Raw genomic sequence first — 24967 nt, forward strand, 5'->3', positions numbered from 1 at the left:
AGGGGTACGGGGGTGAGGATGCGGGGAAACCCGGTGCGCCCGCAGGGTGCGGATGCGGTCACCACGGGCGCGGTGGCGGGCCCGGATCAGTCCGATCCCGGGAGCAGGTCCGCGAGGTCCGGGACCGCGCCGGGCGCCGCCGCGTACCGGGACTCGACGCGTGCGCACAGGCCGGGCATCAGCGGGGCGGCTTCGGCCGCGAGCTCGCGCAGGCCCTGTACCGCGAGGCCGGGGTCGTCGGCGGCCCGCTCGGCGAGGAGCGCCAGCAGGTTGGCCGTCGCGTCCGCCGCCGTGCGCAGCGAGAACGTCTCCAGTGTGAACGCGCGGCGCATGCGGCTCCGGTAGCGCTCCAGGGGCTGCGCCGCGTCCTGGGACGTCTCGATGCGCTGTCCGGTGTGCGGGGCCAGGGCCCGGCACACCGCGGCGAGCGGCTCGTGCAGCCGGGTGCGGACCGCGTCGGTGAACTCGCGCTCGGTGAAGTTGGCCGGCTGGTGCTCGGGGTTGCCCAGTGCGAGGTAGAACCGGACGCTGTCGGCGCCGTGCTTGGCGACCAGGTCCCGGGCCCAGATCAGGTGCCGCCGGCTGGTGGAGAACTTGGCGCCGTCCAGGTGGTAGAACTCGTTGGTGACGATCGCCGTCGGCGTGACGAGACCGCCGTGCGCGAGGGCGAGTCCGAGGTGGGCGAAGGAGAAGTAGAAGGTGTTGTCGTAGCCGAGGAACTGGACGAGTTCGAAGCCGGAGTCCTTGTCCCACACGCCCGGTGTCTGCTCCGGGGCACGGCCGGCGCGGGCCGTCTCGGCCATGTGGATCAGGCCGGGCAGCATCTCGGCCCATACGTTGAACACCTGGCCGTCGAAGCCGTCGATGCCTGCCGGCACGCCCCAGTCGGCGGGGTAGGTGACGGGGAAGTCCGGGAGCGGCCGGGACAGCATCTCGTCCACGAAGCGCAGCACATGGGGCCGCATCGTGGCGCGGTGTTCCGCGTAGAAGGCGGTGAACTGCTCGCGGTACTCCTCGAGCGGCAGTACCAGGATCTCCACCTCCCGCGGTTCGGTGGCCGCGGTGGCGGCGCCGGTGCTGGTGGCGAAGAGCAGTGAGGTGACGTCGTTGGGGTGCCCGCAGTTCTCGCAGATCGCCCCGCAGGTGGCGGTCAGGCACTCCGGGCAGTGGCCGGTGGCGAACGCCTCCAGCAGGTAGCGGCCGGTCTCGGCGCAGTACGGGAAGGTCCAGGTGCGGGGCACGAGCTTGCCGGCCCGGTGCAGGCCGGCGAAGAAGTCCCGTACGAGGTCCCGGTAGGCGTCGTCGGGCGTGGTGAACGCGTCGATGTCGATGCCGGCCGCGGCCAGGGTCGCGGTGATCTCCTGGTGGGAGCGGGCGGCGAGGGCCGCCGGCTCCAGGCCGAGGCGCTGGGCCGTGGTGACCACGTACGTCTGGTGGTCGTCGCCGCCGGAGGCGTAGAGCGCCGTGTGGCCCAGCCGGCGCTGGGCGCGCGTGAAGACGTCAGCACCCAGGTAGGGGCCGGAGAGGTGGCCCACGTGCAGGTCGCCGTTGGTGGTCGGCGGGGTGGCGGTGACGAGGAAGCTGCGGCGCTGTGCCGGGCGGCGGTCGGTCATCGGTTCGCTCCGAAGGGGCCGAGCGACCAGACGGAGACCATTTCCAGCTCGTCGGTCGCGGAGAGGTTGGTGAAGTGGTGGGTCTGCTGCGAGGCCACCACCAGGGCGTCGCCCGGGCCGATCTCGGTGCGTACGCCGTCGACCTCGACGAGGCCATGGCCGCGCACCACGTAGAAGTGCTCGTGGTCCTCGTGGGAGTGCGGGGTGGTCACCCCGCCGGGTGCCACGGTGCACACTCCCATGCCGGTGTCCGAGGGGCCGGTGTGCTGCCAGGGCAGGATGCGGCGGAAGGCACAGCCGTACTCCTCGTGGACGACGGCCTCGGCCTGTCGCTGGATCTGGATGCCGCTCATGCGGGGGCTCCTTGCAGAAGAGTGGGCGGAGCGGCGGGATCGTCCGCCGCCGGGCCGAAGACGGTGTCGAGGATGTCGCCCGCACGGCGGGCCACCAGGGAGAGCAACGTGCTGGTCAGGCCGTGGGTGTGCTCGGCGGCGCCGTGCAGGAACACCTTGGGCGCGAAGCCCTCGGCGGTGGTGACGGCGTAGTCGCGCCCGACGCACAACTGCCCGTCCGCGTCCCGGCGTACGTACGGTTCCAGCTCCGTGAGCAGGCCGCGGGCCTCACGGAAGTCGTAGCCGGTGGCCAGCACGACCGCGTCGTAGCGCTCGGTGCGGCACTCGCCGGTCAGCAGGTCGCGCAGGGACGTCACGGCCTGTTCGCCGTCCGCGTGGCAGCCGGCCAGTTCGGTGAAGCGGCGCAGCGCCAGCCTCCGGCCGCCGTGCACCTGCTGTTCGTAGAGGAGTTCGGCGACGCCGGTGATGTCCTCCTCGTCTACCGCCGCGTAGTTGGTGGTCTTCAGGTCGGCCATGATGCGTCTGCGGCGGTCCGCGTCGGCACCGTGGAAGAGGTCCACCGACTCGGGGTTGAAGATCTCGTTGGCCAGGGCGCTGCTGTCGGCCGGCATCAGGGCGAAGCCCCGGTGGGCCAGCGTCACCGCCGCTTCCGGGAACTGCCCGGCCAGGTGGCGGAAGACCTCGGCGGCGCTCTGGCCCGCACCCACCACCAGGAAGCGGTACGGCAGTGCGGTGCCGCGCCGCTCGAAGCGGCGCAGGCCGGTGAGGAAGGCGCTGCTATGGAACACCGTTCCCGTGCCCAGCGCCTCCGGGGCGACGCCGGCCGGTACGACGGGCGTGCCACCCGGCGCGACCGAGACGTGGTCGGCGGCCAGGGCGTGCGTCCGGCCCGCGTCGTCCTGGTAGTCGACCTCCAGGTGCGTCACGCCGCCGTCGGGCCCGGGCACCGGGCGGATGGCCGTCACCCGGCTCGCGTAGCCGACATAGCCGGACAGCTGCCGTGCGACCCACCGGAAGTAGTCGACGAACTCGGCGCGGGTCGGGTTCATCGTGCTCAGGTTGAGGAACTGCTCCAGGCGGCCGTGCGCCACCAGGTAGTTGGTGAAGCTGTACGGGCTGGTGGGCAGGCGCGGGGTGACCAGGTCCTTGAGGAAGGAGACCTGCATGCGGGCGCCGGGCAGCAGCATGTCCGGGTGCCAGGCGAACGACGGCCGCGCCTCCAGGAAGTGCAGCCCCGCGCCGTCGCCGGACCACTGGCCGGAGGCGTGCAGGGCGCTCATCGCCAGGTGCGAGGGGCCGAATCCGATGCCCAGGAGCCGGTGGCGTGCCGGGGCACCTTGGGAGACGGTGCTCATCGGGCCCCACCGCCGTGCTCGGTACAGTCCGCGTCCACGGCGGCCGGGGCCGGGGGCCGGTAGTGGGCGTAGAACTTCTTGGTCGGCTCCAGCACCTCCCAGGTGCCGGTGAACCCTGCGGGCACGACGATGGTGTCGCCGGGGCGGAAGGTGCGTGAGTTGCCCTCCTCGTCGGCGATCACCACGCAGCCGTGCAGCATGTGGTAGAACTCGTCCTCCTCGTACACGGCCCGGAACTTCCCCGGGGTGCTCTCCCAGATGCCCGAGGTGAACGCGCCGTCGTGGCTGGCGAACTGCAGCGTGTTGGTAATGGCGAGCTCACCCGATATCCAGCGGTCGGGGCCCTTCCGGACGTGCCGGACCTCGCCCTTCGACTCGCCGAAGACCACGATGTCCTCGATCGTCCTGCGGTCGCTCATGCCGTTCCCTCCAGAGTGTTCGGAATCTGCGACAGGTGGCTGTGGAAGAGGCGCCCCACAGTGCGGGCGGCCTCGCCGCGCATCACGGAGTAGTGCGTCCCGGGCAGTGCGTGCTGTACGGCACCCGCGGGCACGAGGCCGCCGGGGTGCCGGCGCAGCGGCGTCAGCCCGCGGAAGACGTCACCGCGTTCGCCCTCGGCGTGCACCACGAGCGTGGGCACGGCTCCGGGCAGCGGCCGGGGACGGTGGGTGAGCAGCAGCCGGTACAGCGCGTGGTACTGCTCGTACAGGGCGCCGAGGGACCCGGTCGGCTCGTCGGGGACGTGGCGGGCCGCCAGGTACCCGAAGGGGTCGGGGTGGCCGGGCGGGGGTGCGTCGACGGCTGCCGCGTCCGCGCGCTGCCCGACGTGGTCGGCGAAGAAGCCGACCGCCGCGGCCGTGGCGTCGAAGACGGACGGCGGGCAGGACTCGGGCGCCTGCACGAAGCTGTCGATCACGGTGAGCGAGCGCACGTCCCCGGCCGGGCACCGACGGGCCGTCTCGGCGGCCAGGACCCCGCCCATCGACCAGCCGAGCAGGTGCACCGGGCGGCCGTCCAGCGCGTCCAGGGCCGTGGCGTACCGGTCGGCCAGCGCGTCCAGTGTGGCGGGCAGCCGGGCCGGTTCCGGGCTCTGCAGCCCGTACACCGCCCAGTGCTCCGGCAGTGCGCCGATCAGGTCGCGGTAGCCGAGCAGATGGCCGCCGACGGGGTGGACGAGTACCACGACCGCGTCGCCCTCGGGGCGTACGGGCACCAGCAGCGTCTCCGCACCGCGGTCGAGCAGCGCCGCCTGACCGGCGACGGTGCTGGCCTCGAAGAGGCTGGACAGCGGCAGCCTGATGCCGAACTCCGCCTCGATACGGCGCAACAGCCGCACCGCGGTCACCGAACTGCCGCCCACGGCGAAGAAGTCGTCGTCGACGGAGGCCACCGGCACCCCGCAGACCTGCTCCCAGAGCCGGGCGAGGGTCTTCTCGCGCTCCGTGCGCGGCGGCCGTGCCGGGGCGCGACCCGCGGCGGCGGACCGCGTACGGGGTACCTCCGTGCCCGCCAGTTCGAGCAGCTTCCTGGTGTCCCGCTTGCCGTTGGCCGTCAGCGGCAGCGCGGGCAGGGGGTGGAAGGCGCCGGGCACCGCGTAGCCGGGCAGGGTGCGGGCCAGCCGGGACCGCAGCTCCGCCGCGTCCAGGGCGTCCGGCTGCTCCTCCCCCACCGCGGCGGGGACGACGAACGCGACCAGCCGGGCGTCGGCACCGGTGCCGAGGACCACGCAGGCCGCGGCGCGCACTCCGGGAACGGCCGCGAGCTGCTGCTCGACCTCCAGCAGGTCCACGCGGTAACCGCGCACCTTGACCTGGTGGTCGGTACGGCCCAGGAACTCCAGGGTCCCGTCGGGCCAGTAGCGTGCCTGGTCGCCGGTGCGGTACAGCCGCTCCCCCGTACGCGGATGGCACGGGAACCGCTCAGTGGTCAGCTCGGGCTGTCCGTAGTAGGCGGTGGCGAGTCCTTCGCCGGCGATGAACAGGTCGCCTGGCACCCAGTGCGGTACGTCGGCGAGGTGCGCGTCCAGCACGTGGTAGCGCTGGTTGGCCAGCGGACGGCCGTACGGGACGGACTTCCAGGCGGGGTCGACACCATCCACGACGTGGTAGTTGGACCAGATCGACGCCTCGGTCGCACCGCCCAGCGCCACGGTCCGGGCCTTGGGAGCCGCCCGTGCGATGCGCTCGGGCAGGCCGAGCGGGATCCAGTCGCCGCTGAGCAGGACCAGCCGCAGCCCGCCGAGCGCGTCGGCGGCCCGGTCGCCCAGGTGGTCCAGGAGCATCTCCATCAGCGCCGGCACCGTGTTCCACACGGTGGCGCCCGAGCGGCGCAGCCAGGTCGCCCACAGCTCCGGGTCCGGGCGGCCGCCCAGCGGTGGGACGACGACGGCTGCTCCGCTGTGCAGCGCGCCGAACAGATCGAAGGCCGACAGGTCGAAGTGCAGCTCGGAGAGCGACAGCAGCCGGTCGTCCGGGCCGATGCCGAACCGCTCGACCATGTCCTGGACCGTGTTCAGCAGCCCGCTGTGCGGGATGGCGACGCCCTTGGGCGCGCCCGTCGAGCCGGAGGTGAAGATGACGTACGCCAGGTCGGCGCCGTCGCCCTCGCGCAGTACCGCGGGGCCTGCGGGCCCGGCCGGTGCGTCCAGCGGTACGGCCGTGAGCGGGTGGGACACCTGGTCCAGGAGGCGGGAGCCGTGTGCGTCGGTGAGCACGCGGGTGATGCCGTGCCGTCCGAGCAGCGCCTCGATGCGGGCCGCCGGCCAGTCCACGCCGAGCGGTACGTAGGCGCAGCCCGCCGCGACCACCGCCAGCGCGCCCAGGTACTGGGCGGTGCTCTTGCGGGCCAGTACGCCGACCAGCTCGCCGCGGTCCGCTCCGGCGGCGGTCAGCTCGGCGGCGATCCGGCCCACCTCGGCGGCGGCAGCACCGTAGCCCAGCGTGCCGTCCTCGCCGATGAACGCCGGACGCCCGGGGGCGTCGGCCGCGCCGCGGCGCAGCCCGTCCAGCACGCGCGCGTGCGGGAAGGAGCGCCGGGTGGCGTTGGCGTCCTCGCGGGCCCGGAGCAGGGCCGGCGGCAGCGCGGGCGGGTGCGGGTCCGTCCAGGCGGCGGGGCCGGCGGCCAGGCGGTGCAGCAGGTCGGCGTGGGCCGCCGCCAGCTCCTGTACGAGGCCTTCGGGGAACGCGGCGGCCACGTGGTCGAAGGTGCACACCAGCTCGCCGTCCTCCTCGGAGACCTGGTGGTCGAGCAGGACCTGCGGGGTGTGCATGGCCTTGAACACCAGGTCCCAGCCCGGGGTTTGCAGATGGGGCGGCAGCGGGCCGCCGGCCGTGGTGTCCAGGCCGGAGGCGAACACGTAGGGGCTGGCGGGCTCGGCGCCGGGCTGGGTGCGCCGCCGCATGCGGGCCAGCTCCACCGCGGACAGCCAGGCGTGCGGCAGGTCCTCCATGAGCCGCAGCTGCAGTGCCTCGGCACGGCGCGCGAAGGTGTCACCGGCGCCGTCGCAGCCCAGCAGCAGGGTGCTGCCGAAGTTGCCGACGCACGCGTCCAGCGCGGGACCGGTTCCGGCCCCGTCGGCCGCGAGCATGCCGCGGGTCGCCACCAGCACGGTGAGCGAGATGTCGGGCCGCCCCGACCAGCGGCGCAGCACCTCGGCGTACGCCGTGCACAGCACCGTGTTGGCGGACAGCCCGGCCATGCGGGCCCGCTCCTGGAGCCGCTGCCACACCGGCGCCGGCAGGCGGTGGCGTACCCGGGCGAACGCGGCGTGGTCGGGCCGGCCGAGCAGCGGCAGCGGCGGCGGGGGCGGCAGTTCCGCCGCGCGCCGCCGCCAGTGCGCCACCGAGTTGCGGTAGGCCTGGCTGCTGCGGTGCTCGGCCAGGGCCGTCACATAGCGGCGGAACAGGCCGGGCGGGGCCGTAGGACCGGTGCAGGGCCGGTCTTCGTAGGCCGCCGCCAGGTCCCTGCACACCAGCCCGATCGACCGGGCGTCCAGGACGAACAGGCGCAGGCACAGCAGGACGAAGGAGGTGCCCTGCGCCCGGTACACGGTGCAGGAGAGCTGCGGCCCGGCGGTGAGCGGCGGCAGGGCGTCCGCCGCACCGGCCCGCTCGGCGGTGAAGGCCTCCCGGGCCGGGCCCGGCGCGAGCCCGCTCCAGTCGACCACGGCCGGGCCCCAGCCGGGGGCGAGCGGCACGACCCGCTGCCGGCCCTCCTCGTCGACCGCGGCACGCAGCATCTCGTGCCGCGCCATGACCGTGCGCAGCGCCGTGCGCAGCCGCTCCTCGTCGAGGTCCGGGACCTCGAAGCCGTGGGCGACGCAGGCCGCGGTGCGCAGCTGCGGGTAGTCCGATTCGCCGACGTGGTAGGCGCTCTGCAGGTCGGTCAGGGCGAACGGCTCCGGGTCCGGGCCGTCCCCGGCGGTCCCGTCCAGGCGCGGGCCGAGGCTGCCGGGACGGGACGCCACCGCCGCCAGCAGCGCGGGTTCGGCCGCCGTCACGCGGTCCATGAGCGCGGCGGGCGTGCCTTCGGGGGCGTCGACCTTCAGCCGGCCGCGCCGCGCACGCACCGTCACGCCGTGTTCGGCCAGCTCCCACAGCAGGCCGTGGGCCTCCTGCCGCTCGTCCGGCAGCTCCCGTTCCACCTGGCTCCTCCTTTCCTCGCGCGCCCTGTCGTGGTCCGCGCCCAGCGGTGCCGTCGCCATGACCGGCCGTCCCGTCAGCCGGCCGCTGCGGCCGGGCCGGCGTCGGCGGCCAGCCGGTGCACGGTGCCGTCGCCGGTGAACAGGTCGCGCAGTTCGACGTCGAACCCTTCGGCCTCCGCCAGGGCCACCACGCGCATGGCCGCCAGCGAGCTGCCGCCGAGCGCCAGGAACGGCGTGTGCACGTCGACCCGCTCGACCTGGAGCACCTCCGCCCAGATCCGGGCCAGGGTCCGCTCGTCCTCGGTGGCGGGCTCCGTCACGGCGCCGTCGGCGACCGCGGTGCCACGGGCCGGGAACGCCGGTGCCGCGGCCTGCTCCCCGTCCGCAGCGGCCCGCTGGGGGCGCTGCGCCGCCAGCCGGGTGACGAGCTCACCGAGCGTGTCCGTGCCGCCGTCGGCGATGCGCTCCAGCACGTGCCGGAAGGCGCCCAGAATGCGGTCGACGGCTGCCTCGTCGAAGAACGCGAGGTCGTACTTGACCTGGAAGAACAGCTGCTCTTCGGGCATCGCTTCGATGGCGAAGGGGTAGTTGGTCCAGCCGACGTAGCGTTCCTGTCGCACGTCCACGCCGCCGCGGCCCGTCCAGCCCGTGCCGCGCGGGAAGTTCTCGAAGATCAGCAGGGACTCGAAGAGCGGCTGGCCGCTCGGCAGGTCGGTGCGCTGCTGGATCAGCGGCAGCGGGTAGTGGTCGTGGGTCCGCGCCGCCACCTGGGTCCGCTGGATGCCGCGCAGCCAGCGGCCGACGGGCTCGTCGTGCGCCAGGCCCACCCGCATCGGCAGGCTGTTGATGAAGATGCCGACGATGTCCTCGACACCGGCCAGCGCCACCGGGCGGTGGGTGATGGTGATGCCGAAGCACACGTCGTCCTGCCCGCTGAAGGCGCCGACGACCACGGCCCAGGCGCCCTGCACCAGCGAGTTGAGGGTCAGCTGCCGGGCGCGCCCGTAGGCCAGCAGCCGCTCGGTCAGCTCCTCGCCCAGGTCGAGCCGGGCCTCGGCGTGCATCTCCTGGGAACTGGCCGAAAGACCCAGCCGCTCGGCGCGGCCGATCAGCGTCGGGCTGCGGAACCCGGCCAGGCGGCGCAGCCAGTACTCGCGCGCCGCGTCCGTGTCCTCCCGCTCCAGGAACGCCACGTAGTCGCCGAAGGAACGGGTCGGCCGCAGTTCGGGCGCCCGGCCCTCCAGGCCCGCGTGGTAGAGCTCCAGGGAGTCGCGCAGCAGCACGAAGAGCGACCACGCGTCGAGGATCAGGTGGTGGTAGCTCATCACCAGCTTGAAGCGGCGCTCGGCGAGGCGGACAAGGGTGAGACGGAAGAGCGGCGCCCGGTCGAAGGCGAAGCCGCGGCGGCGGTCCTCGTCGAGGTACTCCTCCAGCAGGGCGCGCTGCTCGTCCTCGCCGCGCCCGGCCCAGTCCAGGACCGTCCAGCCCAGTTCGGCGTCCTTCTGCACCGCCTGCAGCGGCTCGCTCAGGCCGCGGGAGGCGATCCACACCCGGAGGATCTCGTGCCGGTCGACGACCTGCTGCCAGGCGCGGTGGTAGGCGTCGAGGTCGAGGTCGCCCTCCACGGCGTACAGGAACTGCTCGAAGTAGACGCCGGAGTCCGGGTCGAGCAGCGAGTGGAAGAGCATGCCCTTCTGCATCTCGGTGAGCGGGTGGACCGCTTCGATGCCGTCCGGGTCGTGCGCGGCCTCCCGGACGCGGGCCAGGTCGGCGTCGGAGAGGACGGCCGGGGCCGGCTCGACGGCGCCGGAGTCCGCCGGCCGCCGCTCGCGCTCCTCCGCCATGAACGCGGCCGTCTCGGCGACGGTCGGCGTGGCGAACACCTGGGTGGCGCTGAGGCCGAAGCCGTCGCGGTTGGCCCGGGCGCTGATCAGGAAGCCCTGGATGGAGTCGCCGCCGAGGGCGAAGAAGTTGTCGTGGACGCCCACGCGCGGCAGCTGCAGCGTCTCGGCCCACACCTCGCACAGATAGCGCTCCAGCTCGGTGCCGGGCGCGGTGTACTCCTCGGCCAGCGGCAGCTGGGGGCCGTCGTGGTCGGCGAGCGCCCGGCGGTCCACCTTCCCGTTGTGGGTGAGCGGTATCTCCTCGATCACCGTGAAGGCGGCGGGGATCATGTAGGGCGGCAGCCGGTCGGCCAGCCGGGCCCGTACCTCGCCCGCGTTCGGCGTCTCGTCGCAGGTGAGGTAGGCGACCAGGCGCTGGTGTCCGCCGGCGCCGCGTACACCACTGGCCACCGCACCGGTGACGCCGGGGATCTCCCGCAGCCGGGCCTCCACCTCGCCCAGCTCCACCCGGTAACCGGCGATCTTGACCTGGTCGTCCATGCGGCCGAGGAGTTCCAGCCGGCCGTCGGGCGACTGGCGCGCCAGGTCGCCGGTGCGGAAGACCCGGCCCTCGGACGTCTGCACGAACCGCTGCGCGGTCAGCTCGGGCAGCCGGTCGTATCCCTCGGCGATGCCCACACCGGCCAGGCACAGCTCACCGGTCTCTCCCGCCGGCACCGGGTTCAGCCCGTCGTCCAGGACGCGCGGCGTGAGCTCGGCCGGGTGGCCGACCGGAACGAAGCCCTCGTACTCCGTGCCGGGCAGGCACTCCCAGTAGGTGCTGTAGAGCGCTTCGGTGAGCCCGTACACGTTGAACAGGCGCGCCTTCGGACCCGTCGCGAAATACCGCTCGGGGAGGTCCCCGGGCATCACGTCGCTGGAGCAGAAGACGTACTTCAGCGAGGTGTTGGCCGCGAATGCGGGGTTCTCCAGCATGCCGGACAGCAGGGCCGGCACGACCATGAGTGTGGTGACGTCACCGCTGTCGATGAACTCGACCAGCCGGTCCGGGTCCTTGTGGGCGCCGGGCGGCACCACGACGACGGTGCCGCCGGACAGCACCGGCCAGAACACCTCGCGCACCAGGTTGGTGATGCTGAGGGTGGTACGCAGCAGCTGCCGGTCGCCCGGCTCCAGCGGGAAGGTGCGCTGCAGCCACCGCTGGCCGCTGAGCAGGGCTCGGTGGGTGAGCATGACGCCCTTGGGCACGCCGGTGGAACCGGAGGTGTAGAAGACCAGCGCGAGCGCGTCCTCGGCCAGCGCGACCGGCTCCGCCAGGGCCGTGGCGGCATCGGTGAGCAGGTCCTCGACCGCGACCGCCACCGTGCCTTCGGGATACGGCTCGTCGAGCAGGGCGCGTTCGGTGACCACGATGCGGGAGCCCGAGTACTCCAGGATCGTCGCGCGCCGCTCGGCCGGGTCCTCCGGGTCGACCGGTACGCACACCCCGCCGGACCGCAGCACGCCGAACAGCGCGGGCAGCAGGTTCAGCGAGCGGGACAGGTGCAGGCCCACGCGGTCGCCGGGGGCGACTCCGCGGGCGGCCAGAGCGCCGGCGACGCGGTCGGCCGACGCCTCGGCCTCGGCGTAGGTGAGGGAATCGGCACCGTACAGGGCGAGGGTCCGGCCAGGAGCGGACGCTGCCTGCGTGGTCAGCAGGTCGTGCAGGAACGGCATGCGAGGACACCATCTTCCGTGGTTCGAAAGTGCGGCGAGTTGCGTGGTGCGAAAGCCCCGAAAGGGACGGCGGGACAGAAGGGCGGGCGCGGTGGGCCGCGGCGGCGGCCTGTGGGGGCCGCTGCCGGGCGGATGGGCAGGGTGCGTCTCGGGGTGGTGCGGGGTCCGGCCGGGAGCAGGTAGGTCCTGCGCGGCCTGGGCGGTCATGGTTCAGGTGGCGGCCTGTGCCGGGGCGTCGTCGGCCGCCTCGGTGTCGTCGGCCGCCGTGGCGAGCGCGGTTGTGACGGGTACCACGACTGCCGCGATCAGCGGCAGCGCGCCGGCGACGAGGAAGACCGTGGTGGTGCCGAGCAGCGCGGCGAGCGCGCCGGCGACGAGGGAGCCGAGCGGGAACACGCCCCAGGTGATCCAGCGGTAGGCGGCGTTGACGCGCCCGAAGATCTCGGCGGGGATGGTGGTCTGCCGGTAGGAGACCACGACGACGTTCCACACGATCGACACCAGGCCGTAGCAGAACAGCCCCGCGGCGGCCACCGGCACGCTCGGTGCGGCCAGCGCCAGGTAGCAGAGCCCCGCCAGGGGCCCGCCGCAGCGCATCAGCCGCCGCTCCCCCACGCGCCCGACGATCCGGCCGGTCAGCGGTCCGGCCAGGACGCTGCCGACCGCCAGACAGGTGAGCAGCAGGCCGTAGCCGGTCTCGGACAGGCCCAGTTGTCCCGGCGCCACGGCTTGCAGCGGCAGCAGCGTCAGGCACATGGCGTACGAGAGGTTGTTGACGGCGGCGGTGGTCGCGAGGCGGATCAGGTCCGGGCGCCCCTTGAAGTGGCGCAGTCCCTCGCCCAGTTCGGACACCATCGAGCGCAGGGAGGCGCGCTGCCGGGGCTTCGGCTCGTCGTCGTGGGGGCGCTCCGCTTCGGGCGGTGGCGCCTTCGCGACGACTGCCGCACCGCCCACGGCGGCGGGCAGGATGCCGAGTGCCCAGACGGTCACCACGTACAGCACGACCACCGTCGACAGGCCCAGCCCTGAGCCCAGCGCGACCACGTAGCCGCCGAGGGCCGGCCCGACCAGCTGGGCCAGGAACATCTGGGTGGACTGCAACGCCGCGTTGGCCCGGGGCAGCTGCCCGGCCGTGACCAGGCGCGGCAGCGCCGACTGCGCGGCCACGTCGACGAAGGTACCGGCGCAGCCGACCGCGAAGGCGAGCACGGCCAGGGTCCACAGCGGCAGCCGGCCCAGCACGGCGGCCACGCACATGGCCACCACCAGCCCCAGCCGCACGGCCGACGCCCAGCGCATCACGCTGCGCGGCTCGTACCGGTCGGCGACGACGCCGGCGGGCAGCATCGCGACGAGCCAGGGCAGCCGGACGGCGACGCCGACCAGGCTCACGGCGACCGCCGAACGGGTCATGCCCAGGGCGATCAGCGGCACCGCGATCTTGTAGATGCCGTCGGCGAGGTCCGAGGAGACCACGGCCGACTGGAAGCGGCGGAACGGCGAACCGAGCGGCTCGCGCCTCGCGGACGTCCGGCCGTCCCGGCGGAGGCTCAACACGGCCCGTCCACGAGGACGACGGAGTTCATACGGGCTCCGTGGTGTGCGTTGAGGACCAGCCCGCTGCCGGGTACGCCGTGGCGTACGAGCACGCCGGACGGCCGACCGCCGAACAGGAACGGGCCGACGACGAACGGCACTTCGGCCTGCTCCACGGCCCCCGTCGTCTCGTGGGAGAAGTCCAGGCGGACCCGGTCCGGGATGACGAACCGCTGGACGACGTGCGGTTCGTCGCCCTCCCACGCCCGGCGCACGGCGGCCTGCCACTCCGGGTCGGACACGGCCGGGCCGAGCACCACGCCCGAGCCGCCGTATCCGCCGGCCGGCTTGAGCACCAGCTCGGCGCGGCGGTCCAGGGCATCGCGGACCGCGGCGGCCGCCCCGGCGTCCTCGCCGCCGAGCAGGGCCGTCCACGGTACGTACCGTTCGATCAGCTCCCGGTCGGCGGCAGGCAGCAACGGGCGGTCGGCCCACAGCCAGGCCAAGGTCGTCTTGTCGGTGAGCAGCCAGGTCGCCTCGGAGGTGTGCATGCGCACCCGGTCGGCCTGCACCGCGCGGATGAGCGCCGCACGCCCCGGGCCCGGTGGCAGGTCGAGGGCGAGGAACAGCCGGAACACCGCGTCCACGGGCCGCCCGTCGAGACTCAGCCGCCCGGCGTCGTCGGCCCGGAGCTCGTCCATCGTGCAGGCGACCGTGTCGAGCCCGTGCCGCCGCCCGCTGTCGCACATGGGCGCCAGCCAGTCCAGGAAGGCCTTCGGCTCCTCCAGCCCTGGGGCGGCCCCTCTGCGGAACACCGGAATGGCGACCCGGTCCCCCTCGGAAAGCCCGAGTGACGGGCGGATGACGGAAAACCGGGAATCCACCGCGGAATCCGGAGCGATCAATTCGAGTTCCGGCGCCAGCGGCTGGAAAAGATCACGGAAACGCCGCGCCAGAATGTCCGCCTGAAGCGTTCCGCCCAGCGACCCGTCGATGTTGAATTCCACGAACATCGGCCGGCCCGCGCGGTACACGAGATCGGGGCGCGCGGCGATCAGGAGACTGTCGTCCAGCGGCTCGGACCCGTGCATCAACGGCAGCCGCTCGGGCGGCACCCGGAGCACGTCCCGCAGCTCCCCGGCCGTACGGGCCCGGCGCCGGCAGGCCTCCAGCACCAGCCGCATCAGGCGCAGCGACACGTCCGCGACCTGCGTGTAGTGCGCCCGGTCGAGGAAGAGCGGCCGCAGGGGCCGCCAGGGCCCCATGGAGCCGGCAACTCCGTCGTGCACTTCCTGCACTTCCGCCGCGGCCCGGCGGAGAAAAGAATCACGTAGGCCGGCGGGGAATTCCCCCCACTTGTCGGCCGATGGACACCACGGCTCGGCGTGCTGTTCCCCCATTGTCCCCCACCGTTCCAGCAACGCCAGGGGTGTCATTCTCGTTCACGCCCCCCGGTCGCGAGACGCAACAGTACCGTGGCATACGCGTCTTGCACCCGCGCATTCCAGAAGGCGCTTCCGGCCGCCGCCGATTCGGCGCCCCGCGGCACCCGTCGAACGAGAATTTCTCTGCGCCGCGTACGGCCTCCGCACTATCTGAAGATCCATCGCGACAATTCGGGAAGTATCACTGTACGGACGCCCGGACCACCCACCGAGATCCGGACACCGCGCAAGAAGGGCCGGGCCGCCGGGTGGCGGGCCGGCCCATTCGGTCGGTCAGCGGTCAGACGCGGTCGGCCGCGATCAGGAGGTACTGGAAGGAACCGTCCCTGTAGGAGTTGATGAACGCCTCTTCAATGCCGGTGACCAGCGAAGACGTGGCCCGCAGCTCCCAGTAGGGCAGGGTCGCGGCAGTCAGGTCGATGACGGCCTGCGGTACGAGTCGGTTGTCGGCCATGGCGCGCAGGTACTCCCGGCGGGAGTGGATGTTGCACTCGAAGTGCGCATTGATCTGGGACACCCACTTCGAGGGCTGGCCGTGACGCGGGTTCCAGCAGCCGGTGATGGTGACGTACCGGCCGCCGACCCCGAGGATGCGGGAGTGCTCTGCGAAGAGGTCGTGCAGGTCGACGTACATCGTCGATTCGTTGTTCCACGAGGCCGTGACCTGCCCCGTACCGAAGGGCATGTCGAGCATGTTGCACACCCGGGCCTGGACGTGGTCCGCGATACCGAGTTCGCGGGCACGCTGGTTGGCGAAGTCGGCCTGCTTGGCCGACAGGGTGACGCCCTCGACCGTGCAGCCGAAGCGTTGGTGTGCCATGACCATCGAACCGCCCCGGCCGCAGCCGGCGTCCACGAGCGTGTCGCCACGCCCGATGGGCCCGAGGTGGTCCAGGAGGTATTCGGCCTGTGCCGACTCCAGGCGGTGCAGCTCGGCGATCAGCCTCTTCTCGTAGTCGCCGTCGTCGGCGTCCCCGAGAGCGGCACGGTCCACGTCACCGATGCCGTAGTGGTGGTGGTAGAGCCCGTCGACGTCGCCGAGACGCAGGTTCACGGGCCTGGCTTCCTGGTCCCAGTAGCGGGCGATCTCACCCTGGTAGGGCGACGCCGGGGCGGGGACGAACGCGGAGGTGCCGTTGAGGGTGCTGAACTCGGTGCTGGTCACTGATACGTCCATTCCTCTTACCAGAAGTCGGGAAGGCTGTAGCGATAGGTGTTGGTCCGGTGCCAGTAGTGGTTGCCGTCGACCCATGCGGCCACTCCCCGCAGGAAGCGCTGCACGCTCGGGACGGGGCAGGCGGCGGCCAGGGCCGCGGCCTCAGCTTCGTACGTGTGCATGAGGTCGTTGTGGACCTCGACCGCCTTCAGATAGGCCTCCCGGTCGGAGAGCCCCTCCTTTTCGGCGATCACTACGGGCAGGTTCAGGTGCCGGCCCGGGCTGTTGAGCTCCTTGGTGTAGGAGTACAGATCGTTGACGATGGTGGTGGCGTTCCCGGCGAGCGCGATGACCCGCTGCATCGCGGGCTGCGCGTGCAGGTCCGCCGGGAGTTCGTAGCCTCCGACGGTGTCGGTGATGGTCGGACAGGGACGGAAGTTGTTGAACTGACGCATCGCCAGGTACTCCCAGACCTCCGGCATCTCCTCCGTCTGGGCCCAGGCGGCTTCCGCGAGGTAGCCCAGGTGCAGGCGGGCCATGTCGTGCCGGTACCGGTCCGCCTGGGAAGGGGTGGCCTCCTTGAGGAAGTACTCCATGGCGGACCGGTAGGCGCGCCGGGGGGCGTCCGACCGGAGCGACTCCACCCACCCCGGCTCGTACTCCTCCGTGGTGTGCAGCGGGTCGAGAGCCGTGTGCGCCAGCAGGAGGCGGCTGCCGAGACCGATGGGCGAGCCGCCGTGGTCCTCGCAGTAGCAGTCGTCGACCGCGTTCTCGGCTACCATCAGCCGCGTGGCGATCATGACGTGCTCGACGGTGGGGGCGTCCGGATGGCAGGCGACCATGTAGCGGCCGACGGAGAAGCCGTCGAACTGGTCCTCCCACTCCGGGGGGTACACCTGGGCCTCGTCCACCGCCCATGCCTTGATCCTGCGGCTGACCTCCTCGACCCGTACCGGGTCGGGGTCCGGCACCGGGTGGTGGTAGAGGCCCGGGACGGCATTGCCCTCATCCGCCGCCTCGGGCTCCTCCGGAGAAGCCGCCGCGGGCTCCTCGCGCCGCGCCAGGTGCAGGCCCGACGTGCCCAGTCCGCTGGGACCACGCAGGATCCGTTCCAGGACAGGGGTCGTTCCGCTCGCCGCAGCGGCACCCTCCTCCGCGTGCCGAGCGGTCAGGTCGCCACCCGGGCCGCCGTCAGGTACGGACGTGTCCACGGGAGCGGTCGCCGCGGCAGGGGCGGGGACGGAGGGCGGGCCCGGCAGGCCGGACAGGCCCGGCTGGGCGTCCCCGACGACGTCGGCGGCGGCATCGGTGCGGGCATGGACCCCGAAGCGGGCCGCGAGGTCGAGCAGGCTCGTCTGCAGGGGAGGAATCCCGGGGTCGGGCATCCGTGGCTCCTTGCTCATTCGTGAGGTGGATGTGCTGGTCCCGGCTACCGGGCGCGCCGCCCGGCTCGGTGAGGCCCGTCCGCGAAGACCGCCGGACGTACCCTCTGGCCGCGTCTTCGGGTGATCTGCGCGTGTGCCGGTGCGCCGGGCGCGACGGACACCAGGATGGCGGCGAAGGAGTGGAGGGTGGCCAGGTGCACATCGGCCGCCTGCCCGTTCAGGCCCGTGCGGCGCACCCACGGCCCCGGTTCGTTGCGAACCCGACCGCACCGGAACGGTTCTGCCGACCACGGGCTGGTTTCAACGGTCATCGGGCCGGCTCTCCTTCGTCAGGTCGGTGGTCGGCGTACGGTGCCGAACGGCGAATGGGGAAGAAGAACTTCGAATAGCCGGTAATCGAGAACGAATATCCGAGAATCCTTCCGTACACCAGGAACAGTAACGACCCGCACACGCAGCTCGCCCATGGAGCCGTTGGAGTTACCACGATGCAGTGACCTTGCTCCGGACCGGGTTTATCCGGACGACCGACGACATTCGGACGACTTGAGCGAGTGAACGTTTCACGCATGGCGACCGGCGTCGGCCTCGACCGCCGCCGCCCCCTCCGACACGGCGGAAACCACCCTCCCCGACGCCCGACCACAGATAATTCCGGCCAATTTCACCGCCGGAACGCCAGGCCGCTGCCCGCGCCAGATCCCTCTTCCGCCATTACCGGGAGAAGACCTCTCCCCCGAGTCGGGTACACCGGTGATCATGAAGCATGCGTCCGGATGACCGGCACTTCACCGACGACACCGACGATTTCCCCGCCCGATCCGGAGACTTTGCCCCCCTCTTCGGCCGACTGGAATCAGGGGGCAAGGTCCGCGCCATTTCCGCGCCCCCAGCCCCTCACCCGCTACGAGGAAGCTGGTACGCCAGTTGGACCTGGCGCGGTATGTTGCGGCGGCCGGTGAGGGTCGCGCGGCCGGGTGACTGGCGGTGCGGGATGACCGAACCGATGAGCGGGCCTTCGGACTTGTCGCCCGAGAGCGTGAGCCCGTGTGCGCCCTGTTCCCGCAGGTACTGCATCATGGGCTCGAACATCGACCGACCGGCGCCCGCTGAATTGCGGCACAGCACGATGCGCAGGCCGATGTCCCGCGCGAACGGCAGGTAGTCCAGGAGCGGGTGGAGGGGGTTGCCCGAGGGGGTCGCGACGAGGTCGTAGTCGTCCACGAGCAGGAAGATGTCGGGTGCCGTGTACCAGCTCCGATTCCGCAGCTCTTCGGGGGTGACGTCCGAGGGCGGCATCCGTTCGGCTGCGACGGCGGTCAGGGCGCCGACATGGTTCTGCAGTTGCGAGCCGGTGAGGATGTACTCCGTCACGTGCTCCGAGGGCAGGTCGCTCAGCAGCGAACGCCGGTAGTCGACGACGACCAGCTGTGCTTCCTCAGGCGTGTACCGCTCGCTGATCCTGTGGGCGAGGAGCCGCAGCAGCGATGTCTTCCCGGACTCGCTCTCCCCGATGACGACCAGGTACGGGTCCGCCTCGAAGTCGACGCCGAAGGGGAGCAAGGTCGTCTCGTCGAGGCCCAGGGCGATTTCGGCCTTGGAGCGGCCGAAGTCCTTGGGCAGCGCGTCCACGGACAGCAGCGTGGGCAGGACGCGTACGGGCGGGGCGGCCGGCCCTGCCCACCGTGTCCGGATGGCATCGACGAGCGCTGTGGTGGCTTCCGCCAGTCCCGTGGGAGCGCTCGCCCCGTCCCCTAGCCGCGGCAGGGCGGCCAGGAAGTGGAACTTGTCGGGGGACACCCCGCGGCCCGGCGCACCGACCGGTACGTCCGCGGCCACCTTCCGTGCGATCTCCGACTCCATCGGGTCGCCGAGGCGCAGCTCGACCCGCGTGCCGCAGTAGTCGCGCAGCGCGATGCGGACATCGGCGTAGCGGGTGGCCGCGAGCAGCAGATGGACGCCGTAGCCCAGACCGCGCGTCCCGAGGTCGAGGATGCTCTCCTCCAGCTGCTCGTACTCGTACTTGAAGCTCGACCAGCCGTCGATGACCAGGAAGACGTCGCCCCACTGCTGGTCCGGCCACTTCCCTGCCGCGCGTCCCCTGCGGTACTCGGCCATGGAGGCGATGCCGTTGGCCCGGAAGAACTCCTCCCGCGCGGCGAGCACGCCGGCGACCTCGGCGACCGTACGTCGTACCTGCTCCGTATCGAGCCGCGAGGCCACCCCTCCCACGTGTGGCAGGTGCTGGAGCTGCTGCATGCCTCCGCCGCCGAAGTCCAGGCAGTAGAACTGGACCTCGGACGGCGTGTGCGTCAGCGCGAGTGAGCAGATCACCGTACGCAGCAGCGTCGACTTGCCCGACTGGGGTGCGCCGACGATCAGGCCGTGCCCGGCCGCGGCCGAGAAGTCCAGGAACATCAGGTCCCGGCGCTGCCGGTCGGGCCGGTCGACCAGGCCCACCGGGACCCGGAGCCGGGCCGGCCCTTCGTACTCGGGACAGTGGAGTCCGCGTTCCGGCGAGGCCACCAGCCCCGGGAACAGCTGGCCGAGGGTGGCCGGGTCGCCCAGCGGGGGCAGCCAGACCTGATGCGCGGGCGGTCCCTGGCCTGCGAGTCGGCGGACCAGCACGTCCAGCAGGCTGTCCGCGAGGACGTCGTCGATCGTGTTGTCCGCGGTGGACGCGGTTCCTTCGGGGGCGTAGCGGGCCGAGACGTACGCGGCCCGGAAGCGGGTCATCTGGTCGTTGTCGTACTTGAGATAGCCGGCGCCCGGCACGGGAGGCAGGTGGTAGGCGTCCGGGACTCCGATCGCCGTGCGGGATTCGGCGGCCGAGAAGGTCCGCAGGCCGATCCGGTACGAGAGGTGTGTGTCGAGGCCGCGGAGCTTGCCCTCCTCCAGGCGTTGTGAGGCCAGCAGCAGGTGCACGCCGAGTGAGCGGCCGACGCGGCCGATCTGGACGAGGACATCGATGAAGTCGGGTCGTGCGGTGAGGAGTTCGGAGAACTCGTCGATCGCGATGAGCAGCGAGGGGATGGGGGTCAGCTCGGCGCCTGCCGTGCGCGCCTTCTCGTACTGCGAGACGTTGGAATAGTTGCCCGCCGCGCGCAGCAGTTCCTGGCGGCGCATGAGCTCGCCGACGACGGCGTCGCGCATGCGGTCCACGAGGGTGAGATCGTCGGCGAGGTTGGTGATGACCGCCGACACGTGCGGCAGCTCCGACATCCCCGCGAAGGTGGCACCGCCCTTGAAGTCGGCCAGGACGAAGTTCAGTGTCTCGGAGGAGTGCGCGACGGCGAGGCCGAGGATCAGCGTGCGCAGCAGTTCCGACTTGCCGGAGCCGGTGGCGCCGACGCACAGGCCGTGCGGCCCCATCCCGCCGTGTGCGGCTTCCTTGAGGTCGAGCATGACCGGACGGCCGTCCTCGCTGACCCCGATCGGCACCCGCAGCCGCTCCTGCGGTGGGCGCTGCGCCCACGTACGGGCCACGTCGAACCGCTCTGCGTCAGCGATACCGTACAGATCCGTGAACGGGATGTCCGTGCGGGGCGGGGGCGCCGTGTCCGGCTGCACACCGAGCCAGCGTTCCCGCATCCGCTGTGTGGTCTCGGCCAGGGCCTGCCTGGCCTCCGCTGAACTGGTGACCTTCTCCAGGTGGGGCACGGCGACCCGGAAGCGCCGCCGGAGCGACAGGGCCCAGCCGACCCCGAGGCTCGCCGAGAGGGTCGCATCGATCTGCGACTCCGACGGATCGTCCAGGGGCAGTTCGACACGGGTCCCCAGCAGGCCCAGCAGACTCGCGCCGAATTCGCTCCAGCGCCGGGCGGAGACGAGGAGGTGGAGTCCGTAGTTGACGCCGGCGTTGACGAGCCGGTGCACCTCTTGGGCGAACTGGGGCATCTCCCAGTCGAAGTCGAGCCAGCCGTCGACCACGAGGAAGACGTCGCTGCCGGTGTCGTGCGGCAGGCGCCCGGCTGCCCGCAGCTCGCGGAACTCCTCGACGGAGTCGATGTCCAGGTCCCGGAACAGGGCCCGCCGGGCGGTGATGGCGTCCTTCAGGGCCGTGAGGACCTCCGCGACCGCATCGTGCTCGTGCGCGGCGGCGACCTTCTTCACGTGCGGCATCGACCGCAGCACACCCAGTCGGTTGACGGCTCCTTCCAGGAGGTAGAACTCCGCCTCGTGCGGCGTGTGGGTCAGGGCCAGCGACATCGCGAGGGAGCGCAGCAGCGTCGTCTTGCCGCTGCCGAGTCTGCCGACGACCGCCGCGTTCCCGCTCCGGTGGGAGAGGTCCAGGCACATGGGCTCGCCGCCGGAGGTCGCCACCGTACGGCCGACGGGCACGATGAGCCGGGACGCGCCCTCCCAGGAGTCGCAGATGAACCCCCGGTCCGGGGTGTCGACCGGCGGCGGGAGCAGTGCCCCCAGTACGAGTTCGTCGGTGCGTGCCCCCGGCGGGGCCAGGCCGGTGGCGGGGTCGGTGCGTGCCGCGTACGCGAGGGGGACGTGTCCCTCGCACTGGCCGGACTTGGTGGGCGTCTGTTCCGGGCCGCTCTGGTTGACGACGGCGTCGTGCACGTACGTGTAGAGCTCGTCGGGTGTGATGATGCCGTCGCGGTCGAGATCGGCCAGTCCGGTGCTGAGCCCCTCGTTGAGCGCGGCGGTGAAGCGTGCCACGGGCCGGGCGTTGTCCAGCGTGAGCTGGTCTCCTTCGTAGGCGTACTCCAGCGCGGTGGACGCGGTGATCACGAAGGTGCCGCGGCCGGCCAGCGCCGCCTCCACGTCGACCGGCGCGGGAGACATGGGGGTGGCCCGGTGGAAGAGGCCGCTGTAGCAGCAGTCCAGGAGCACGATCTTGGTACGGGCCTCGCACTCGTCCAGGAGCTGATGGATGAGGTCCGCGCGGACGGCGGTGGTGTGCGGGCGGCCCAGGTCCGTACCGATGGTCGCGAAGAACAGCCGGTCGGTGTCGTTCCTGATGCCGTGGCAGGCGAGGTAGAGCAGGACCAGGTCGTCGGGCGCGCGATTGCTGAGCAGCGCCTCGACTTCCCGCTCGATCTCCTCTTTGGGGCGGTTGGTGAGCGTACGGACGAAGTCGAAGCGGCCCACCGCCTCGTCCTGCAACAGGGCTGCCAGCTCGTCGGCGCCGCGCGTGGGTGACCGGAGCTGGTTGAGGCCGGGGTCGACGTATCCGTCAGTCGCGACCAGCAGCGCGATCCGGCGTCCCGTCATCGCTGCCTCCTGGTTCCCCGCTGCCGCCGTCCGCGCCGGCCTCCGCGGCGATCCGCGAGGCCACGACCTCGACCAGCTTGTTCTGGTCCTTCGCGGAGAGCGCCTGGAACTGCCCCTTGTTGCCGTCGAACTCCCACTCCACGGAACGGGCCTTGGAACGCTGGAGGTACGCCACGAGGACGTTGCTCATGGCCTTCAGTGCCGCGGCCGAGAAGGCGCCGCTGACCAGCAGGGCACCGATTTCGTAACCGGCGGAGGCCATCGAGCCGGCCGGTGCGGGGGCCTGCTTGCGCTCCACGTGGAACAGCCCGAGCGTCCGTAGGTCCCGGTACAAAGTGCGAACCTGGCGCTCCACTTGCTCGGCGGAGGCCGTGGGCCCGGCATCTACTCGGAGTACCAGCTCGTACACCCTGCCTCCCCGGCATCGTGCTGCACCATCGGCCACTGATCGTATAGCGAGCCAGGCACGCCACACGAGTCGTTCGCCGGTTACATCCGTGCGTACGGGCCACGGCCGCCCGGGCTCGTCAGCGGAGGGCGGTGGCGTTGGCCGGTGATCCGACGCCGCCGGTGAGGTGGAGCGGCTTGACCGTGAGGAGGCTGTCCCAGCGGCCGGTGGCCCGGCAGTCGGCGGCGAGCGCGGTCAGGTTCCACAGTTCGCCCAGCGGGAGGCCGAGTTTGGCGATCAGCTCCTGGTGCATCATCCCGGCGTCCTCGGGAGCACTGTCGTGGAAGGCGCTGTCAGGCAGGACGGGCAGCACTTCGACGGCGAAGGTGTCGGTGGCCATGAGGGCGATGCGGTGGTCCCAGCACCAGGCGGCGAACTCGCGGGTCTGCGCGAACCCGGTGGCGCGGCGCGCGGCCCGGACTTCGTCCCGCAGGTCGGCGCCGGCATTGAGGTACCAGTGGGCCCAGCCGGTGTGTACGAGTACCAGGTCGCCCTCCTCGATGCGGCAGTCCTGCGCGGCCAGCGCCTCGTCGAGCACGGCCGTGGTGAGGGCGGGGCCGTCGGTGTGGTCGAGTGGGGTGCCGCGTCGGTGCAGCAGCCCTTCGACGTCGATGAGCAGTCCGCGTCCGGCCAGCGGTGTCTCGGCCCACAGCTGGACGCCCAGGCGCGGGCTGCGCGGTGCGATCTCGTGATCGGGTACGCCGTTGTAGAAGCCGTGGCCCGAGGCGCGCCGGTGGCGCAGCCCGTCGATCTGGGTGCCGGCCTGGAGGTGGAAGCCGTCCAGGACGTCGTCGCGTGCCTGGTCGTGCTTGGCGGTGATGCGGTGGTGTGGAATGCCGCGGGCTCGGGACATGGGCGGGTCGAACGCGTCGAGGGGGTAGTCCAGATTCACGGCGTGGCCGTCGCGGACGGACTGTGCGGCCCGCAGGACCTGGCGCGGGCCCGCGAAGTTGGCCATGCCGCGTTCGGGCTGGTGGGGGAAGAGGTACCAGCTGGATCCGGGAGGTGCGTCGGTGCGCCGGAGGAGTTCCTGGTAGGTGGGTACGGACACGGGTCGTGGCTTTCGGTCAGGCGCAGCGGGCGGCGATGGCGTCCGCCGCGCGTCGGACTTCGGTGACGATGTTCGGCTGTTCGGCCTCGGGCAGGTCGCTGCTGGGCCCGGCGACGCTGAGGGCACCCAGCAGCCTGTCGCCGTGGAGGACGGGGGCACTGATCGAGGTGACGTCCAGGACGCGTTCGCTGTGGGCGAGTGCGTAACCGTCCGCCTTCACGCGCCGCAGCTCGGCTGTCAGGCCTTCGGCGGTGATCTGTGCGCCGGAGGCCAGGGTGAAGGGGGCCACGGTATCGGTGTACGACGCTTGTTCCTCCTCGGGCAGCCAGGCCAGCAGGGCCTTGCCCGCGCCCAGATGCAACGGGAGCTTGTCGCCGATGGGCAGTTGGTAGCGCAGCGGGTTGCGGCCTTCGACGCGGGCGATCGGTACCCGTGCGCGGCCCACCCGTACGAACAGGGTCGGGGTCAGACCGGTGCTGGCTGCCATTTCCTGGAGGACCGGCAGGGCGACCTGGCTGAGCCGGTTGTTGACCAGGAAGGCATGGGCGGTGGCGACCGCGGCGGGCCCGGCGACGTATCCGGCTTCCTCCTTGGCCGCGTAGCCGCGGTCGATGAGGACGTTCAGGATGCGCTGTGCGGTGGCCACGTGCAGCTCGGCGCGGCGGGCGACGTCGCTCAGACGCAGCGGCTGGCGGGCGTCCTCCAGGACGCCCAGGACGTCGAAGGCCCTGTCGACCGAGCGCATGGGGGTGGCGGAGGCGGTGGCCATGAGCAGTGGACTCCTGGGGGTCGGCGTGGCATGCGGTCTTTCCGTTGTCCGATAAGAGTTATCAGAACGCGCACGCCTTGGGGGTCACCCGATCGCCGGATCCGTCCAGGTTGCCGGGCCTCTTCTCCTGCGGCCGGGGGCCGGTTCTACTGCGGCCGGGGGCCGGCGGCCGGTTGTGGGGCTCGGTGTGCTGCGGGCGCGCCGGCCGTGTCCTCCTTGAGGTAGGAGAGGAGGAAGGCGAGCAGTCCGCTGATGCCGGCGGCGATGAAGGTGGCCGGTCCGGCGTGTTCCTCGACGGCTGTCACCCAGCCGGCGTCGCCCAGGGCGATGCCCAGCGCCTGGCCGGTGACGATGACGAAGCCGCCGGTCAGGAAGGCGATGATGCTGAGGCGGAAGAGCACCTGAAGGGGTCGGACGGGCATGGT

15 protein-coding genes are annotated in these 24967 nt (G+C 72.1%); all 15 read right to left on the minus strand.

Annotated features, from left to right (window positions below):
• Positions 1-86: 86 nt before the first annotated feature.
• The gene (locus AAC944_RS01170; protein WP_030607912.1) at positions 87-1613 is read right to left on the minus strand and encodes a class I tRNA ligase family protein; all 1527 of its coding nucleotides are present in this window, start codon (positions 1611-1613) and stop codon (positions 87-89) included.
• Positions 1610-1966, minus strand: a complete 357-nt coding sequence (locus AAC944_RS01175) for a cupin domain-containing protein (RefSeq protein ID WP_030607909.1) — start codon at positions 1964-1966, stop codon at positions 1610-1612. Before AAC944_RS01175 ends, AAC944_RS01170 begins: the two co-directional genes overlap by 4 nt.
• On the minus strand, positions 1963-3321 hold the full coding sequence (locus tag AAC944_RS01180; RefSeq protein WP_051871336.1) for a lysine N(6)-hydroxylase/L-ornithine N(5)-oxygenase family protein: 1359 nt from the start codon (positions 3319-3321) through the stop codon (positions 1963-1965). The genes AAC944_RS01175 and AAC944_RS01180 overlap by 4 nt, the downstream gene beginning before the upstream one ends.
• Complete coding sequence (locus AAC944_RS01185) at positions 3318-3740, minus strand: cupin domain-containing protein (RefSeq protein WP_051871335.1); 423 nt, start codon at positions 3738-3740, stop codon at positions 3318-3320. Before AAC944_RS01185 ends, AAC944_RS01180 begins: the two co-directional genes overlap by 4 nt.
• A complete protein-coding gene (locus tag AAC944_RS01190; protein WP_078888259.1) occupies positions 3737-8023 on the minus strand; it encodes a non-ribosomal peptide synthetase in 4287 nt (1428 codons plus the stop codon). Before AAC944_RS01190 ends, AAC944_RS01185 begins: the two co-directional genes overlap by 4 nt.
• 14 nt (positions 8024-8037) lie before the next feature.
• Positions 8038-11523: a non-ribosomal peptide synthetase gene (locus AAC944_RS01195; RefSeq protein ID WP_030607896.1), complete on the minus strand. Its 3486-nt coding sequence runs from the start codon at positions 11521-11523 to the stop codon at positions 8038-8040.
• Positions 11524-11733: 210 nt separating this feature from the next.
• Positions 11734-13077, minus strand: a complete 1344-nt coding sequence (locus tag AAC944_RS01200; protein ID WP_490368256.1) for an MFS transporter — start codon at positions 13075-13077, stop codon at positions 11734-11736.
• A complete protein-coding gene (locus AAC944_RS01205) occupies positions 13074-14348 on the minus strand; it encodes an ATP-grasp domain-containing protein (protein WP_490368257.1) in 1275 nt (424 codons plus the stop codon). Before AAC944_RS01205 ends, AAC944_RS01200 begins: the two co-directional genes overlap by 4 nt.
• 436 nt (positions 14349-14784) lie before the next feature.
• Positions 14785-15681: a geranyl diphosphate 2-C-methyltransferase gene (locus AAC944_RS01210; RefSeq protein WP_030607885.1), complete on the minus strand. Its 897-nt coding sequence runs from the start codon at positions 15679-15681 to the stop codon at positions 14785-14787.
• Between the two features lie 5 nt (positions 15682-15686).
• Positions 15687-17045, minus strand: a complete 1359-nt coding sequence (locus AAC944_RS01215) for a family 2 encapsulin nanocompartment cargo protein terpene cyclase (protein WP_030607882.1) — start codon at positions 17043-17045, stop codon at positions 15687-15689.
• Positions 17046-17942: 897 nt separating this feature from the next.
• Positions 17943-22274, minus strand: a complete 4332-nt coding sequence (gene eccCb, locus AAC944_RS01220; RefSeq protein WP_030607875.1) for a type VII secretion protein EccCb — start codon at positions 22272-22274, stop codon at positions 17943-17945.
• Entirely contained in the window at positions 22237-22629 is a 393-nt protein-coding gene (locus tag AAC944_RS01225; RefSeq protein ID WP_030607872.1) for a hypothetical protein, read from the minus strand. Before AAC944_RS01225 ends, eccCb begins: the two co-directional genes overlap by 38 nt.
• 172 nt (positions 22630-22801) lie before the next feature.
• Positions 22802-23773 (minus strand): cyclase family protein, encoded by a 972-nt coding sequence (locus tag AAC944_RS01230; protein ID WP_030607870.1) that lies wholly within the window; start codon positions 23771-23773, stop codon positions 22802-22804.
• Positions 23774-23789: 16 nt separating this feature from the next.
• Positions 23790-24542: an IclR family transcriptional regulator gene (locus AAC944_RS01235; RefSeq protein WP_030607867.1), complete on the minus strand. Its 753-nt coding sequence runs from the start codon at positions 24540-24542 to the stop codon at positions 23790-23792.
• Between the two features lie 146 nt (positions 24543-24688).
• On the minus strand, positions 24689-24964 hold the full coding sequence (locus AAC944_RS01240; protein ID WP_051871332.1) for a hypothetical protein: 276 nt from the start codon (positions 24962-24964) through the stop codon (positions 24689-24691).
• Between the last annotated feature and the right edge of the window lie 3 nt (positions 24965-24967).

This window comes from Streptomyces sclerotialus (assembly GCF_040907265.1).
Taxonomy (GTDB): domain Bacteria; phylum Actinomycetota; class Actinomycetes; order Streptomycetales; family Streptomycetaceae; genus Streptomyces; species Streptomyces sclerotialus.

Coding starts and splice junctions, on each gene's coding strand:
- AAC944_RS01190 (WP_078888259.1), bottom strand. CDS start 8,023: ATGGCGACGGCACCGCTGGGCGCGGACCACGACAGGGCGCGCGAGGAA.
- AAC944_RS01240 (WP_051871332.1), bottom strand. CDS start 24,964: ATGCCCGTCCGACCCCTTCAGGTGCTCTTCCGCCTCAGCATCATCGCC.
- AAC944_RS01210 (WP_030607885.1), bottom strand. CDS start 15,681: ATGGACGTATCAGTGACCAGCACCGAGTTCAGCACCCTCAACGGCACC.
- AAC944_RS01235 (WP_030607867.1), bottom strand. CDS start 24,542: ATGGCCACCGCCTCCGCCACCCCCATGCGCTCGGTCGACAGGGCCTTC.
- AAC944_RS01170 (WP_030607912.1), bottom strand. CDS start 1,613: ATGACCGACCGCCGCCCGGCACAGCGCCGCAGCTTCCTCGTCACCGCC.
- AAC944_RS01175 (WP_030607909.1), bottom strand. CDS start 1,966: ATGAGCGGCATCCAGATCCAGCGACAGGCCGAGGCCGTCGTCCACGAG.
- AAC944_RS01215 (WP_030607882.1), bottom strand. CDS start 17,045: ATGCCCGACCCCGGGATTCCTCCCCTGCAGACGAGCCTGCTCGACCTC.
- AAC944_RS01185 (WP_051871335.1), bottom strand. CDS start 3,740: ATGAGCGACCGCAGGACGATCGAGGACATCGTGGTCTTCGGCGAGTCG.
- AAC944_RS01195 (WP_030607896.1), bottom strand. CDS start 11,523: ATGCCGTTCCTGCACGACCTGCTGACCACGCAGGCAGCGTCCGCTCCT.
- eccCb (WP_030607875.1), bottom strand. CDS start 22,274: ATGACGGGACGCCGGATCGCGCTGCTGGTCGCGACTGACGGATACGTC.
- AAC944_RS01180 (WP_051871336.1), bottom strand. CDS start 3,321: ATGAGCACCGTCTCCCAAGGTGCCCCGGCACGCCACCGGCTCCTGGGC.